Source organism: Capnocytophaga catalasegens (assembly GCF_026005215.1).
In the GTDB taxonomy this organism is placed as follows: domain Bacteria; phylum Bacteroidota; class Bacteroidia; order Flavobacteriales; family Flavobacteriaceae; genus Capnocytophaga; species Capnocytophaga catalasegens.
Genome location: NZ_BPMA01000052.1, coordinates 1 through 17,034 on the forward strand (window position 1 = coordinate 1; position 17,034 = coordinate 17,034).

A 17,034-nucleotide genomic window follows, 5' to 3' on the forward strand; every position below is an offset into this window, starting at 1 on the left:
TGAAATTTTTTTATCAAAAATTATTCAGAACTTAAAACTCGAATACGATTATTGTAATAGAAAAAGAAGTTGTCTAACAAGACAACTTCTTTTATTATGAAGTATAATTAAAAAGTAAAATTTAAAACGCATACCGAATAGAGAAATTCCATGTACGACCAAAACCAAAATATACTCGATTAGAGGTATCTATACCTTTGTAAAGGCTCGTATTTTGATAATCAAGATATTGCTGATCTGTTGTGAAATCTGTGCGTGTTTTGGCGTGCGTATTTGTATAAGATTCAGCAATATAATATGTATCAAGTAAGTTGTTTAGATTGAAAGCAAAAGTTATGGTTTGTTTTTTAACCAAAGGCAATTTATATGAAACTCCCAAGTCAAATAAGTTGTAATTTGGCAATTTCAAAGTTCCTTTTTCAGCCAATTCTTGATCGCTGAATGCATAGATATCTATATTAGCATAGAGATTATCTACATAACGCCAATCAGCAGTAAGTTTTAATCTATCAAAAGGTTTTACTTCCAAACCAGCATTGGCAGTTAGTTGCGAAGCATCTCCTACTTTGGCATTTTCCATATATAGGGTTAATTCGTTGGTAGTTCGCCCTGTAACTGTATAAGGTTGATTACTTTCATCAAAAGTTAAAGCCGAAGCATTGTCTTTGTAGAACCAATCACCGATAGAAAACATTCCGTTAAGTCTTAAATAATCTGTAATTTTGTAAGTAGCGTCAAGTTCTATTCCTTGATGAACTTCATTAAGTCCAGACAATTCGGCATAGAAACGTGTACGATTGTTCGCCACATCGATCAGCCCTGAACGACGGATATATCGGTCGTCCCAAGTGGTACGATATACGTTCAAATTGGCGTTGAATTTCTGGGATTTGAATCCGTACCCAAGTTCTATTCCCAAGATTTTCTCATTGGTATTATCAGGGCTTAAATAATTCTGATTACTTCTATAAACAGCTGTAAAGAAAGGTTGTTTTGAATAATATCCTACATTGGCAAAAACATTATGATTTTCGTTAATATTGTAGTTCAATCCTCCTTTTATATTATATCCCATAATATTTTCAAAACCTGTTTTTCTTTCCATTGCCGAATCAGGATTTCCTACACGAGCCAAAGTGCCTGGCAATAAGAATTCATCTATTCGTTGGAATCCTTGGTTAGAAATAGATCCTTGTACAAAAGCAGACATCTTCTCATTAGTATATTCCAATTGTCCGAAAGCTCCTAACCAACGTACTTCTCCGTCATTACTATATGTTATACGATTCTCAATAGGGTCAATTTTACCACCGAAAGGATTAAAATCGGGGGTACTTTTTATAGTTGAAGATACATAATTGGGAGCTGATAAGTTTTTGTTAGAAGTATCTTTGTAAGAAGTTCCTCCCAACAAATCATTGAGTACTTGGTAGTGATATCCGTAGTAATAACGTCCATCAATTCCGATATTGAATGTCAAGTTATCTGTCAATTTATGATTAAAATTAGAAAGTATCCCGAACCAGTTGTGAGAATTGATACTTGCTCTGCGAACCAAAATTCCTTTGTCGGCATCAGAGGCTTGGTTAGAAGCCACCACTTCGTCAAACTTGTACAATCCTGTATTGACATCTCTGAAATTGGATAGCGATTTTCCGTTAGAACGACCTAAATCACCTGTACCAAATCCACGACCAAACGAAGCATATATTACGGTACTAAGCGCTGAATTTTCGTTCATATTCCAATCCCAGTTAAGCATCATAATCGGTTTGTGATATACATTACGTCTTATATTATATTCTTTACCATCTAAATAGCCCCAATCAGCATTATAACGACGATTAGGTTTATCTTTACTTCCTCCATACTTAATGGCATCGGCAATAGAAACTGATGTAGAACGTTGGTGATGCCATTGAGGTGCCCCTGTAATCATAAATTGCAAGCTATGTTTTTCAGAAGGCGAATATCCTAAGGCAAAGAAATAATTATATCCTTCAAACTTTGTTGCATCAGCATAGGTAGAACCCACAGCACGACTAAGCAATATAGAAGAAGACCATCCCTTATCGCTCCTACCTGTATTATAAGCTATTGTGTTTTTTATATAATCATCATTCCCTATCCCAGCATAAAAAACACCTCCTTCTGGCATTTCTGCCGAACGAGTAACCACATTGATAGTTCCTCCGATAGAAGCAATAGCCAACTTAGAGGCTCCTAAACCGCGTTGCACCTGCAATGTGGTAGTTACATCGGAAATACCTGCCCAGTTGCTCCAAAATACTTTTCCAGTTTCCATATCGTTAATAGGCATACCATTGACCATTACTGCTATATTTTCACTAGTAAACCCACGAATGTTAATTTTGGCATCTCCAAACCCTCCTCCTGCTTTGGTTGCATATACCGAAGGGGTTCTGTTTAAGAGTTCTGGAAATTCTTGATTTCCTAATTTTTCGACAATTTCAGCAGCTTTAATTGTTGAAACAGCTACGGGAGTTTGTCGTTCTTTGGCTATATCAAGCAAAGCATTGCCAGTAACAACTACTTCACTCAGCGCTTGTGCATCGGGAGAGAGGTTTACGCGAATTGTTGCTTTTCCATTAGAAATGACAAAAGGTACTTCTTTTTTCTCAAAACTAACATACGAGATAATAAGAGTACCTTTGTTTTCGGTTGTTTTCAGACTAAAATGTCCGTCAATATCCGTGGACGCACCTTGTGTCGTCCCTTTAAGCAGAACATTCGCTCCAGGAAGAGGCTCTTTGGTCTCATTGTCATAAATCGTACCATTGATAACTCCTTGCGAATACATAGTGGTTGCAACAAATAGTAGCACAACCGAGAAAAACCAGCGTGTAATCATTGCATATTTTGTTATTAAATGTAGCGGTGCAAAGATAGTTTTTTTATTTTATGTACAATAATTTTTGTGTAATTTTTTATATAAATTATTGATAATAGGGTTGATAACAACAAAAGCTGTCAGAAGACAGCTTTTGTTTGATAAAATTATTTTATTGTATAGGTATGCGGTGTTGCTGAGAAATCCACTGTAATTGTGTATGTTCCAGCGGTAACTTTAATGTTGTTATCATTCTCTTGGTCTAACACACCATCCATATTTTTATCTCCCCAGTTTATACCCCAATCATTGTTAAAACGGAATTTAATGCCTCCGTCTTTCAACGTAACGTTGGTTGCCTTCCACGTGTTGGTAGTTCCGTCGTATTCTAATGGAATGTCATCACCAGCATTCCAACCCTTAGCACCATCTCCAATGATGCTCCACGTATATGCTTCAATCGTGTAGGTGTTTGCGTCGATATCCCATAGAATTTTGTATCTTCCAACAGCTACTTTTATGTTTGCACCTCCCTTTTCAAGGGTTTTGTCATTTCCATCATCGCCGAAGTTCTCTTCCCATTTGTTATCTTTACGGAATTTAATTTCTCCAGCCTCCTTTATTGTAATGTAAGCCACATATTTTGAGCTTTCCCCAATGACTTTCCAGAACGGAACATCTGGTTGTCCTCCCCATTGGGTAAAACCTCCTACTACTCCCCATTGGGTTGGGTCAATCAAATCGGCATACGGAGTAACCTTCACTACTTGTTTTTGTGTAGGAAGTGATAACGCACCTACTTTTTGTTCAATTTCTACTTTCATTTCAGAAGTTTCACCTACTTTCATTCCCAAATCAATAGCAATCTTATTAAGCTCAGCTGCACTAAATGTTTTTGGAGAAGTAGTAACGGACACCTGTGTTTCTTTATCTTTATAAGAAAATATGGCTTTGTACTCCGAGGATATTTGTACATTCACATTATGAGTCTCCCAAGCCACTGTAAGAGCAGTTTGTGTATCGTTGTTCTTTTCCAAGACGATATTATTGGGAGTAACGGTGGTGGTTACATTGGCATTGCTATTAAGCACAACCTTTTCTTGGTCTTTATCACATCCTACCAAACACAAAGTGAATAGTAAGGACATTATATAAATTATTCTTTTCATTGTACTATTTTTTTAATATTTTAATATCCTGTGTTTTGTTTGAGTTTAGCATTCGCTCTAATAACGTCTGCTGGAATAGGAAATAAATTTCGATGATTACTTGTACCTACACCGCTAACTGCACCTCCTTTGAATGTCCATAGATAATCAGCAGAAGTGAATTTTCCATAACGAATAAGGTCTGTACGGCGAACACCTTCCCAATACAATTCACGGGCTCTTTCATCTAAAATAAAATCAGCAGTTAATTGACTACTTGTAATGGTAGAAACTCCTGCTCGGGTACGAATAGCATTTACGTATTGTAACGCAGTGGCTGCATCACCTCCGCCTCCACGAACCACAGCTTCGGCATAGTTAAGGTAGATTTCTGCCAAGCGGATAAGTGGTAGATCAGTATCAGAATGCTTTCCGTTGGGGTCAGAACCTTTCATACCTGTTGAGGTTATGTTCTTGAATTTGGTTACCGCATAACCATTTTTAAACTGCGAAATATCAGTAATTTCAAGACTTTGTCCGTTGGTAAAAAACATTGCACGCTTATCATTCCAAGCAATTGGTTCGCCTTTGGCATTCTTTGTTTTAGTTTCAAATTTGTTTACGAACTCTTTGGTAGTACGTGTTCCTGCCCACGCTTCACTTACTCCATAATCTGTTACTTTCATATCTCCACCAATAGAACCGTTGACTAAGAAAGTAGTTCCACCCCAAGTTGTAGAATATATGCCATCATAAGGTAATACAAAGATGAATTCTTTTTGTGCACCATTGGCGTGATTATCTGCCAAGAATAGTTCATCATAACCAGAACCATTATTATTGGCATCCGTAGTGTTCAAAGTATAGGTTGAAGCAATTGCTTTCTGCGAATAGGTTACACAATCCGTATAACGATTTTGCCCGATGAAAACCTCAGCATTCAAGTATAAACGGCTTAAAAGTGCTTGGGCAGCCACTACATCAACACGACCATATTCATTACTTCCAGAGGCTTTAAGCTCACTTTCAATTGCTTTGAGTTCACTTTCTACAAAAGCGAATATTTCAGCACGTGTATTTTGGTTGGGCAACGAATTTTGTACTCGTGTAGTTAAAGGTACATTGCCAAATAAATCCATCTGACAATAATACGAATAAGCACGCAAGAATCGAGCTTCAGCAATATAGTATCTTACTTCGGGGTCAGAGGCTAAAACCTGCGCTTTGTTAACAAAGTCATTGGCAAGCGAAATCTGTTGTCCTATTCGATTATACAATCCGTTGAGAAATATATCAGAAGTTGACCAACGCATTGCGTGAAAATCTTGGATAGTTTGGTCTGACCAACCATTGACAGCTGTTTCGGTTGTGAGCTCTTGTGCCACAAAGTAAAGCCGTGTAAACTGCGAATACCCTTCATCAATTCTGTCCAAATCTCCTTTACCAGTAGGACCTTCTTGCCCACTTAGATTAAAAGAAGCATATACTTTTGCTAAAACCCCTTTGGCTTCTTCCGGCGAAGCAAATACATCTTTCTCGGTACGGCTATCAGGGTCAATAGGAAATTGGTCAAGGTCTTTCATACAAGCTGTTAGTGAAAGCGTAAGGGCTACCCCAAGTATTTTAATTGTATTATATTTTTTCATCTTTAATCAAAATTAGAAATTAACATTTAGCCCCACTAAATAAGTTTGTGGTCGTGGGTAAAAATTATTATCTATACCATTTTTTATTCCAATAATATCGGGTACTATAACCTCAGGGTCTAAACCTCGATATTTGGTAAGTGTCAGTACATTTTGCATTGTTCCATACACACGAATGTTGTATTTATCACTCGGGAAGGTATATCCCAATGTAATATTATCTAATTTGAAGAACGAAGCGTTTTCTACATATAAGTCACTTAACCAAGCCTCCCCACTTCGTTGTTGGAAAGAAGTTTCGGCATAGTTTGACATCAAGTTTCTTAAAATGTTTTTATCAACTGCGTCTGCAAAATAATCTCGTTGAGATTGTGTATTGTTATACACATAGTTACCGATGTTAGCACGTGTGGTAATGTTCAAATCCCAATTTTTGTAATTTAAATCCATACCCAAGCCCATAGTAACTGGCGCAAAAGGTGATTTATAGAAATAGCGGTCATCTTCGGTTATTTTTCCATCTCCGTTTCTATCTACAAAAGCGTTTTCTATGGGTTTTCCATTAGTATCGTAAATTTGTTGATAAACGAAGAAAGCAAAAGGAATTTCACCCTCTTGATGGCGTTGAACTTGATTTCCTGTACCTCCTGAAATACTACCTGTGCTCTCCACTTTGGGCAACTTGGTAATTTTGTTTTCATTGTATGCTATATTGTAGTTAATCGTCCAACGGAAATTATCATTGCGAATAGGTGTATATCCCAATCCAAACTCAATTCCTTTGTTTTCCATATTACCAATATTAGCACGCACTTCATTTCTAAAATTAGTAAAAGCATCAACAGTACTGGAAGCGATAAGGTCTTTGGTGAGTTTTCGATATACATCGATGGTACCCGTTAAACGATTATCCCAAAACCCGAAATCAAGCCCAATATTTAGTGTATTCCCGATTTCCCAACGCAAATCACGATTCACAGCTTCAGGACGATATGTAATATGTGGTTTATTACCAAACAAATAGTAAGCTCCGTTTATATTGCGAGTATAATTGGTCAAGTAGATATAATCTCCCAAACCATTTACATTTCCTACTTCTCCGTATCCTAAACGAAGTTTTAGGTCATTTATTTTTTCATTTTCCTTCAAGAAATTTTCATTCTTAATATTCCAAGCCAATGCCATTGAAGGAAAATACCCCCAACGATGTTCCTTGGCTAACTTGGAAGAAGCATCGGCACGAAGTGTAGCTGTAAGCAAATATTTGTCTTTATAGCTATAATTGGCACGCCCGAAGAATGACATCAACACATTTTTACTTTTATCAATGTTTGGATATTCTTTGTTATCTGCCGTATTAACAAAGTCTTGATATTTTTTAATATCATCATTAAATTCAAAAGACTGATATGAATGTCCTACCATCATTCCGATAGTATGGTCTTTGATGTCTTTGTTATAATTCACATACGCATCGAATAGTTTGTTGGTAATCGTTTTATTATAAAACTCTCTTTCTCCTGCGTAATTAGCAGATGCATTTGGGAAACGAGGGTCTTTATATTTTTCTTGTTTCCCTTTGGAATAATCTAAACCAGCATTGATTGTAGCGGTAATCTCTTTGAAGAAAGGTAAGGTGTAATCAACTTTTAGATTACCGATAAAATTATATACTTTGGAAGTATCATTAGTCAAATAAAGTTGTGCCAATGGGTTGATTGGAGCAAGTCCTTTCAATCTACCCGTAGAGGTATCAAGCCATGCACTATAACCTGCAAATGGTGAATTGGTATCATACACAGGTTTGGTAGGGTCGTAAATTACAGCACTTCCGATAGCTCCTTTTTCAGCAAATCTATTTCGCATATAAGTTCCGTTAGCATTAAGTTCGAAACGTAAACTTTTGTCAAAGAAACTTGGTGTTAAAGTGACTTTGGCAGTACTTCTTTGGAAATTATCTGTTCGAAGAATTCCATCAGCATACGAGTGCCCCAAAGAGGCTCGATATGGAAGGATTCCTCCACCTGAAATACTTAATGAACTATTGGACATTGGAGCTGTCTGGTAGATTTGCTCTTGCCAGTTCGTATCAGCATTTCCTAACAAGGAAATATAATTAGTATTACCTGTGCTCATGATTAAATTTCTGAATTGCGAAGCACTCATTACATCTACATATTCATGAGCGTTTTGAATGGCAATGCTTGAATTAAAAGAGATTTTCATATCTTGCCCTGCTTTTCCTTTTTTAGTGGTAATCATAATTACCCCATTAGCAGCGCGTGAACCGAAAATAGCTGTCGAAGAAGCGTCTTTCAATACAGTCATACTTTCAATATCATCAGGATTTACCAAATTGAAAATACTTCGTGAACCACCTACACCTCCGTCATTCATTGGAATTCCGTCAATTACAATCAACGGATTGGAAGAAAGTGAAAGTGAACCATTCCCACGCACACGAATAATTTGTCCTTCACCAGGAGCACCACCATTTGATGTCATAGATACTCCTGCTACTTTTCCTTGTAATAATTGGTCAGCATTTACTGCAGGTGCTTTATTAAAATCTTTGGTAGTTACCAAGTTCACCGAGCCGGTTACATCTTTCTTTCTCGCTACCCCATACCCGATAACTACTACGTCTTCGAGTTGTTGTGCGTCTTCTTGAAGGGTTACGTTGATAATCACAGGATTTCCGACACCAACATTTTTAGCTTGGGTTTGAAAACCAACAAAACTAAATTCGAGTACAGCACCTTTGGGAGCATTCAACTCATAATTTCCGTCAAAGTCTGTTACTGTTCCGTGTGTTGTTCCCTTTATGAGGATATTAACACCTGGTAGTGGCTCTTTTGATGTGTCTGTCACTGTTCCTTTTACTACTTGTTGTTGAGCGGTTATCTTCAACGAAAAAAAGCAAAAGAATAGCAATCCGAACCATTTTATATTATTCATACGAATGTAAAATTTAATTAAACAATAAATTTATAAAAACTTTTTTCTTCTCGATACAAAAGTATAAACATTTTTTGATATATTTTTATGTCTTACAACTTTGCATAAAACGAAAACGATATAATGTGGATAAATTGTATTTTCTAACTTGAACGATTTAGAAAAAAGAAGTATTTTTTGCGAAATTCGTTTATAACAAACATATTTCATAATAAATATGCGCTCATTTATACTTACTTGCCGTTAAAAAAATCTCATTTTTTTATGATGAAAATTTTTTTTGTTACAAATGTATCGTAATAAATGAGCGCAAACTTACTCTCTTTTTCAACAAAATTAAACAATTCCTTGCGCAATCATTGCATCGGCAACCTTAACAAAACCTGCGATATTTGCTCCTTTTACATAATCAACATATCCGTCAGGTTGTTTTCCATATTGTACACAAACATCATGGATATTATTCATAATGGTATGCAGCCGTTCATCAACTTCTTGGCTTGACCAATTTAATCGTAATGAATTTTGAGACATTTCTAAACCTGAAGTAGCTACACCTCCTGCGTTAGAAGCTTTTCCTGGCGAATACAAAATTTTTGCTTGTTGGAATGCCGCAATAGCCTCGGGAGTCGAAGGCATATTGGCTGCTTCGGTTACACATTGACACCCATTTTTAATTAGATTATTAGCATCATCTAAGTTGAGTTCGTTTTGGGTTGCAGCAGGAATAGCCAAATCGCATTTTACTTCCCATGGGCGTTTGCCTTTGTGAAATACAGCTTGGGGATATTTCTTAACATAATCTTCAGATCTATTATTCCCGCTGGCTCTGAGTTCTAACAAAAAGTCTATTTTTTCTCCTGATACACCTTCGGCATCATACACATAGCCATCTGGTCCTGAAATAGTTACAACTTTTCCTCCCAATTCATTTACTTTTTTGACAACTCCCCAAGCCACGTTACCAAATCCTGAAACGGTTACAATTTTGCCTTTGATTGCCTCTCCTCTAGTTTTGAACATTCGTTCTGCAAAATAAACAACTCCGAATCCAGTTGCTTCGGGACGAATAAGAGACCCTCCATATGATAACCCTTTACCAGTTAATACACCTGTAAATTCATTTCGGATTTTTTTGTATTGCCCGTACATATATCCCACTTCTCTTGCTCCAACTCCAATATCACCAGCAGGAATATCTGTATCCGCTCCTATGTATTTGCAAAGTTCGGTCATAAATGCTTGACAGAATCGCATAATTTCGTTATCAGATTTGCCCTGTGGGTCAAAATCCGCTCCTCCTTTTCCACCTCCCATAGGTAAGGTTGTAAGCGAATTTTTGAATGTTTGTTCAAATGCCAAGAATTTCAGAATACTCAAATTAACCGATGGGTGAAAACGAATTCCTCCTTTGTATGGACCAATGGCAGAATTCATCTGAATTCGATATCCTCTATTTATTTGGATTTCGCCCTTGTCATCAACCCAAGGTACTCGAAATAAAATTACGCGTTCAGGCTCTACCATACGTTCAAGTATTTTCTTACCTTGGTATTTTTTATTTTCTTCAATAAATGGAAGAATTGTTTCTGCTACTTCGTGAACAGCCTGCAAAAATTCAGGTTCATTTTGATTGCGTTTTTTTACCTCTTCTAAAAAGGCATCAATTTTTGCTTTCATACTCTAATACGATTATTATTTTTAAATATTTTTTATCAAAAAGTTACTGATTTTCTGTTTTATTTTCTTGATTTACAACCTCTTGATTGGGCAGTGTTGTTGAATATTCTTCAAGTAGCATTTGCATACGTGTATCTAAATCATCTTTATTCAAGATATTTATGTACGAAATCACCGCTGCAAACGATTGTTGTATTTTTTTAATCCCCAAGCGTATATCTTTTTCGGTAAGTTCTGAATTATTCTTTACATTGTCGCTTAACTCGCATACATATGTTTCGAAAAGCCGTAATCGAGAGGTAACCTGCGGGGTCTTCACTTGCTCAGGCATTGTATTTCTTGCCCAAAGTTGTCGTAACTCATCTTCTACCTGAAATAACCAAAAATAAATACCATCATATGAACTTTTGATTGCCGTTGCATTTCGCACTAATTTTTCTGAAGATTTCTCAATATCGGATTGATATTTGACAGGTACCAAAAGTTCTGTTCGGTACAAAGAAACATATTGGTCAGTATCTTGTTTGTCATTATAACCCAACGAAAACAAATATTGACCATACAGAGTAGGTTCTACTCGAGTTGAAATTTTTAGCCAATTATCAGGCAATGTGTCTAACTTCACATAAGGCTGTAATACGTTTTTATCAAGCGAGTCTAAACAGATTATTTGTTCTTGAATTATTTTTTTATCTTTCTGACGAATAACTTCTACTTTGAGGTTTTTGGCAGAAGAGGCTTTAGCTCGAAATGAAAATGTATAGGGAATATTTGCTAATAATATTTCATTCCAAGAAAGTGTTGCAAAATCATCTTTTTTATTTTTTTTGAACTCATATACTGTGTCTGAAACAAGTTCGCCTGTATACGAACGCCAGTCTCGATTTGTCTCTGCATTGTGGATAATTCTGTCAGGAGCATTGATATATAATCGTTTGAAAACGTAAAGCGAATCAGGGTCTGTGTATTTGAGCAATCGAACCGATTTGTTTTGTTGTGGAGCTATACTAATGAGTACTTTGTACAATGATTTAAATTCCCACCATTCACGTACGATTTGTTCGCTTTGTGGAAAAAGTTCAGGAAGCGAAAAATCATCAATAGTTACGCTTTTTGTATCGCGATTGGGAGTAAATTTAGGTTTTTCAGATTGCGAATCTTTACACGAAATTAGCCCAAAAAGACAACCTATTATCAACAAATATTTTAAATTCATTAAAAATACTAATTTAAATACAAATGTATAGCATATTTTCATTCCGTGCAAATATTTCTATCAGAATTTGTAAAAAGTGCGAAAACAAATAGGATTGCGCTTCTTTCAATACTTAAAAGTTTGCTTTGTGAAGATGTATTGTAGCCTTTGAGATAAAAAACATCAGAAATGTCTTTACTAAATGAAACACTATGAAGAAATAAAATATTTTTTACACCTTGTCTTTTCTTTGTTTTTGTAAAAAATAATATTTTTGCATTTTGTTTCAAAACATCAAGCTATGAGGGTTGTTATTCAAAGAGTAAGTTTTGCAAAACTTACTATTGATGAGAAAATTTATTCCGAAATAGAAAACGGATTATTAGTTTTAATTGGCATAGAAGAAGAAGATACAGAAGAAGATATTGAGTATTTGGCTGGGAAAATTACCAAATTACGTATCTTTAATGACCAAAATGGCGTTATGAATTTATCTGTCAATGATATAAATGGAGAAATTATGGCTGTTAGTCAATTTACTTTGCATGCTCTTACCAAAAAAGGTAATAGACCTTCGTACATTAGAGCTTGCAAGCCCGAAAAAGCCATTCCACTTTATGAGGTTTTTGTCGAAAAACTTCGTTCATACAATAATAATAAGGTAAAAACAGGTGTTTTTGGAGCAGACATGAAAATACAACTTTGCAACGAAGGTCCTGTAACTATCTGGATAGATAGCAAAAATAAAGAATAATATTTTATGACAATAGGAATTATTGGTGCTATGGAACTTGAAGTTTCTTTGCTTCGTGATGCACTACAAAAACGTAAAGATACAACAATCAATCAATTTGTCTTTCACGAAGGTTTCATTGGTGAAAACAAAGTGATTTTACTTCTTTCAGGAATTGGCAAAGTAAGTGCTTCGGTAGCAACAACTTTACTTATTACGCATTTTTCGCCCGATTTTGTACTCAATACAGGCGTAGCGGGCGGATTGAGCAAATCTTCCATTTATGATATTGTCCTTGCCAGCAAAGTTACTTATTATGATGTTGATGTAACAGCCTTTGGTTACAAATTGGGACAACAAGCTCAAATGCCCGACAGCTATATTCCCAACCCAAAATGGTTTGAAATAGCACAGGCTAATTGCTTGAAATATACTCCCAATTTGCGCATTGGACAACTTGTAAGTGGTGATTCTTTCGTGAATACTATCGAAAAGAAAAAATGGATTGAACAAAACTTCCCCGAAGCAATTGCCGTAGAAATGGAAGCTGCCGCTATTGCACAAACTTGTCATATTATGCACGTTCCTTTTTTGATTATTCGCTCCATTTCAGACAATGCCAGTGAAGGAAATACAGACTCTTACGAAACTTTTGTAGAAAAAGCAGGCAAGTTATCTGCTCAAATAAATCTTGATTTTATTACAAATATTTAGAAATTGAACTTAATAACGAAATAAATTAGTTACACTTCCATACGAAATCTTCAACGGGAGCATAGCGTTGAGGTCTGTACTCATAGTGCCACCATTCAGAGTAAATAGAACGAAAATTATAATTATCAAGTATTGTTTTGAGTAATTTTCTATTTTCAAGTACATTTGAAGGCAAATTTTGATACGTATGATGTGCCTTTTGTCCGAAAAAATCGTAGGGTGTTCCCATATCAAGTTCATTACCTTGCATATCGACCAATGTTAAATCAACCGCAGCACCTCGATTGTGTTTTGAGCCTTTGGTAGGATTGGCAACGTAATTAGTTCCAGGCATTTTTTTCCACATTTTTTTCTGAACAGAAAGCGGTCTATAACAATCAAAAACCTTGATTCGATAGCCTTTTTTCTTGAACTCTTCGTTTGCTTTTGCCAATGCATGCGCTGCTTCTTTGCGAAGAAAACACTCAGGACAATCGTACATCACTTCTTTAAGGAAATTATCGGTTGTTGCATATTTTATATCCAAAATAATATCCGTAGAAATATCTTTTATTGAAACAAAATCAAGGTGATATATTGTGTCTTTCTTTGAAGAATCAGAAATTTCTTCTTGCATATATCTTGCTTGTTTTAAATCATTTACAACAATATTTTCTTTCTTTTGATTCAAGTTTTCAGCACAACAAAACATTGGATAAGCTACTATCAAATAGCTCAACCTTTGCCATAAATAATTATTCTTATAGTTCATACTTTTATTTTCTTTTATACAAAAGTACAAAATTATCTTAGTTTTATCTTGTATTTTAATTTTATTTTCTATTTGAAAACAATTTAAATTGAATGAGCATAATTTTTAAATTAAACAACAAAATTAACATTCGTTTTTAAAAACACTAAAATATAATTTCGTACATTTGCACGTTATTTTAATTTTTGAGTTGATAAATTATTATGGGAAGAGCATTTGAATTTAGAAAAGCCCGCAAATTCAAACGATGGGCAGCAATGGCAAAAACATTCACTCGTATCGGGAAAGATATTGTGATGGCAGTAAAAGAAGGAGGTCCTCACCCTGAGAGCAATGCCCGATTACGAGCTGTTATGCAAAATGCCAAAGCGGCAAATATGCCTAAAGAAAACGTAGAAAGAGCCATAAAAAGAGCCAGCGAAAAAGATACGGCAAATTACAAAGAAGTCCTTTTTGAAGGATATGCTCCTCACGGAATTGCTATTCTGATTGAAACAGCAACCGATAATAACAACCGAACTGTTGCCAATATCCGTAGTTATTTTAACAAATGTAATGGTACGTTGGGAACATCGGGATCAGTGGAGTTTATGTTTGACCATACGTGCAATTTTCGTATCAACGCGGAGGGAATTGATCCCGAAGAATTGGAACTCGAAATGATTGATTTCGGAGCAGAAGAGGTTTTTGTTGATGAAGATGGCATCTTGATATATGCACCTTTTGAAAGTTTTGGAGCAATTCAAAAAGAATTGGAAGGCAGAGGCATTGAAATACTCTCTTCAGGATTTGAACGCATTCCTCAAGTAACCAAAGAACTCACTCCCGAAGAACAAGCCGATGTAGAAAAACTTTTGGAAAAAATAGAAGAAGATGATGACGTACAAAACGTTTATCACACAATGAAAGAAATGTAATAAAAACAAACGGGCAACCTTGGTTGCCCGTTTTGATTAGTTAAAAATTGTACGGAGAATTTCCCATGATTTAGGTATGTGAAAATTGGGCAAATGCCATTGATAATATTTCAGAATTGCCTCCAACAACTTGTTTCGTTGTTCACGATGTAAATATATAGTATCTATTTCGTTCAATTCTCTAAAAATAAATGCTTTAAATATTTCTGTATTGACTTTATCAAGTAAGTAATGTCCGTTTTGCTCTTGAACAAAAATTCCTTCTTCTACATCAAAATAATGATTTCTGCTACTTAACATATCTGGGAAAAAACCAAGAAATTGAGTCAAATCAATCAAAAATTTTAAATGAAAATTGGCAGAGAAAGCCGAATTATCATACCATTGCAAATATTTTTCAAAAAAAGCAAATAATTGTTCATCTTTATATTCTTCGGTCAAAATGGCATAACTTATTTCGGACAAAAAGAATGCCACAGCATTCTTTACCATATCTACATACATTCTTTGATAATGGTAATTGATTTTAACTTCTTTAATATACTCCAATGCTCCTTTTTTTCGACAAGAAGCAATCATATCAAGTTGCATTAGGGGTTGAAAATATGCCGATTTTAACCCATTTTTGTTATTTTTCAAAATTCCTTTGAGTAAATAACTTTGCACTCCAGTCTCTTGTGTGTAACATTTAACAATAAGACTTGTTTCCTGATATTTGAGCGAGGATATGACTATCGCTTTGGTTTTTATCATTCGTCTTTAAGAGGGATATTTTTTAATATTTCCAATAAAAACTTCCAATATTTCCCCACAGAAGAAATATTTACTTTTTCGTCGGGAGAATGTGCTCCTTTTATAGTAGGTCCAAAACTTACCATTTCCATTTTGGGATAATTTGCCCCAATGATACCGCATTCCAAACCAGCATGACAGGCTACAATATGAGGTTTTTCTCCAAAATTTTTCTGATAGATTTGTTCCATTATTTTGATAATTTTGGCTTCGGGATTCGGTTTCCAACCAGGATAAGCACCTGAAAATTCTACCGAAATACCAGCCAATTCAAATACTGATTTGAGCTGATTGGCAACTTGCCATTTGGTTGATTCGACCGAAGAACGTGAAAGGTTTAGCACTTGTAGTTTTCCTTCTTTGAGTTCGACACGAGCTACATTGTTTGAGGCTTCAACCAGATTTTCTACATCGGGTGACATTCTGAAAACACCATTGTGCGCTGCATACAAGGCTTGTATTATTTTGATAGAATCTTTGTTAGAAACCTCTTTATCTTGTATGGTAATTGCCTGAATACAAATAGATAAATCGCTTTCGATGGAAGAAAATTCATTTAGTATTTCTGTTTTCAGTACATTTAGTTCATTTATAAAATCATCTATATTAGCTACTGAAAAAACAGCTTTTCCTTCTCTTGGGATAGCATTCCGCAATCCGCCGCTATCAATGCTTATAAGTCGAACATTTTTTTCAATTCCTAAAAATAAAAAACGAGCTAATAATTTGTTAGCATTTCCAAATCCTTTATGAATATCCATTCCTGAATGCCCACCCCGTAAGCCTTTTATTTCGATTCGTATGGCACGACCTTTATAACCTTTTACGGGGAATGTTTGCTGTGCAGTAACATCAACACCGCCAGCACAACCTATGTCTATTTCGTCATCTTCTTCGGTATCGAGATTGAGTAGAATTTCGCCAGTCAAAACATTGGGTTCTAATCCGAAAGCGCCCGTCATTCCTGTTTCTTCATCAATAGTAAAAAGAGCTTCGATAGCAGGATGTTCTATTGTTTTGCTTTCCAAAATAGCCATAATAGAGGCTACTCCGAGTCCGTTATCAGCACCAAGCGTTGTTCCTTGGGCTTTTACCCAATCGCCATCAATGACCATTTGGATACCTTGTGTGTCAAAATCAAAATCAGTATCATTATTTTTTTGGCAAACCATATCCAGATGCGATTGTAATACAATTGTTTTTCGGTTTTCGTATCCTGTAGTAGCGGGCTTACGAATAAGCACATTGCCTGTTGCATCTTTGGTGGTTTCTAAACCTAATTTTTTACCAAAATCAAGTATGAAAGCGATTACTTTTTCTTCTTTTTTAGAAGGACGAGGCACTTGGTTTAGGTCAGCAAATTTGTTCCAAACCTCGTTCGGAGTTAAGTTTCGTATAGATGAATTCATCATTATAAATAGTTAATTTTGTGCCGTAAAATTACAAAAAAATATTTGTCCCGCTATTTATTTCTTTATTTTTTCAAAAAAATAAAATTTTAATTCCTTTTTATACAAAAGTTGTAAGCTATTTTATATACCATTATTAAATTTTATCATTTTTTATTTATAAAAATATCAAATACCTAAGTTTTTAATCAATTTTAATTTTTAAAAAGAATAAAACTTTAAGTTTTTACCTATTTTTTG

At 35.2% G+C, this 17,034-nt stretch carries 12 protein-coding genes; 3 read left to right on the forward strand and 9 right to left on the reverse strand.

The window, feature by feature from the left end; translation table 11 throughout:
* Positions 1 to 121: 121 nt before the first annotated feature.
* From OO775_RS11545 to OO775_RS11570, 6 genes are all read right to left on the reverse strand, one after another.
* Positions 122 to 2,872: a TonB-dependent receptor gene (locus OO775_RS11545; RefSeq protein ID WP_444979447.1), complete on the reverse strand. Its 2,751-nt coding sequence runs from the start codon at positions 2,870 to 2,872 to the stop codon at positions 122 to 124.
* A gap of 146 nt (positions 2,873 to 3,018) precedes the next feature.
* Complete coding sequence (locus tag OO775_RS11550; protein WP_264847318.1) at positions 3,019 to 4,020, reverse strand: SusE domain-containing protein; 1,002 nt, start codon at positions 4,018 to 4,020, stop codon at positions 3,019 to 3,021.
* A gap of 20 nt (positions 4,021 to 4,040) precedes the next feature.
* A complete protein-coding gene (locus OO775_RS11555) occupies positions 4,041 to 5,645 on the reverse strand; it encodes a RagB/SusD family nutrient uptake outer membrane protein (RefSeq protein WP_264847320.1) in 1,605 nt (534 codons plus the stop codon).
* A gap of 12 nt (positions 5,646 to 5,657) precedes the next feature.
* Entirely contained in the window at positions 5,658 to 8,603 is a 2,946-nt protein-coding gene (locus OO775_RS11560; protein WP_264847321.1) for a SusC/RagA family TonB-linked outer membrane protein, read from the reverse strand.
* A gap of 336 nt (positions 8,604 to 8,939) precedes the next feature.
* Positions 8,940 to 10,283 (reverse strand): NADP-specific glutamate dehydrogenase, encoded by a 1,344-nt coding sequence (gene gdhA, locus OO775_RS11565; RefSeq protein WP_264847322.1) that lies wholly within the window; start codon positions 10,281 to 10,283, stop codon positions 8,940 to 8,942.
* 43 nt (positions 10,284 to 10,326) lie between these two features.
* Positions 10,327 to 11,499 (reverse strand): hypothetical protein, encoded by a 1,173-nt coding sequence (locus OO775_RS11570; protein ID WP_264847323.1) that lies wholly within the window; start codon positions 11,497 to 11,499, stop codon positions 10,327 to 10,329.
* Between the two features lie 280 nt (positions 11,500 to 11,779).
* Between OO775_RS11570 and dtd the strand changes: the two genes are divergently transcribed.
* Together dtd and OO775_RS11580 are read left to right on the forward strand one after the other, a co-directional pair.
* A complete protein-coding gene (dtd, locus tag OO775_RS11575; protein ID WP_264847325.1) occupies positions 11,780 to 12,232 on the forward strand; it encodes a D-aminoacyl-tRNA deacylase in 453 nt (150 codons plus the stop codon).
* Between the two features lie 6 nt (positions 12,233 to 12,238).
* Complete coding sequence (locus OO775_RS11580) at positions 12,239 to 12,925, forward strand: 5'-methylthioadenosine/adenosylhomocysteine nucleosidase (RefSeq protein ID WP_264847326.1); 687 nt, start codon at positions 12,239 to 12,241, stop codon at positions 12,923 to 12,925.
* Positions 12,926 to 12,950: 25 nt separating this feature from the next.
* Here the strand turns inward: OO775_RS11580 and OO775_RS11585 are convergent, their stop codons facing one another.
* Entirely contained in the window at positions 12,951 to 13,541 is a 591-nt protein-coding gene (locus tag OO775_RS11585; RefSeq protein ID WP_264847351.1) for a M15 family metallopeptidase, read from the reverse strand.
* Between the two features lie 338 nt (positions 13,542 to 13,879).
* On the opposite strand from OO775_RS11585, the gene OO775_RS11590 reads away from it, so the two are divergent.
* Positions 13,880 to 14,593, forward strand: coding sequence for a YebC/PmpR family DNA-binding transcriptional regulator (locus tag OO775_RS11590; protein ID WP_264847327.1), 714 nt, complete (start codon positions 13,880 to 13,882; stop codon positions 14,591 to 14,593).
* 36 nt (positions 14,594 to 14,629) lie between these two features.
* Here the strand turns inward: OO775_RS11590 and recO are convergent, their stop codons facing one another.
* Both recO and OO775_RS11600 read right to left on the reverse strand, forming a co-directional pair.
* Positions 14,630 to 15,346 (reverse strand): DNA repair protein RecO, encoded by a 717-nt coding sequence (recO, locus tag OO775_RS11595; RefSeq protein WP_264847328.1) that lies wholly within the window; start codon positions 15,344 to 15,346, stop codon positions 14,630 to 14,632.
* Complete coding sequence (locus OO775_RS11600) at positions 15,343 to 16,794, reverse strand: aminoacyl-histidine dipeptidase (protein ID WP_264847329.1); 1,452 nt, start codon at positions 16,792 to 16,794, stop codon at positions 15,343 to 15,345. The genes recO and OO775_RS11600 overlap by 4 nt, the downstream gene beginning before the upstream one ends.
* Between the last annotated feature and the right edge of the window lie 240 nt (positions 16,795 to 17,034).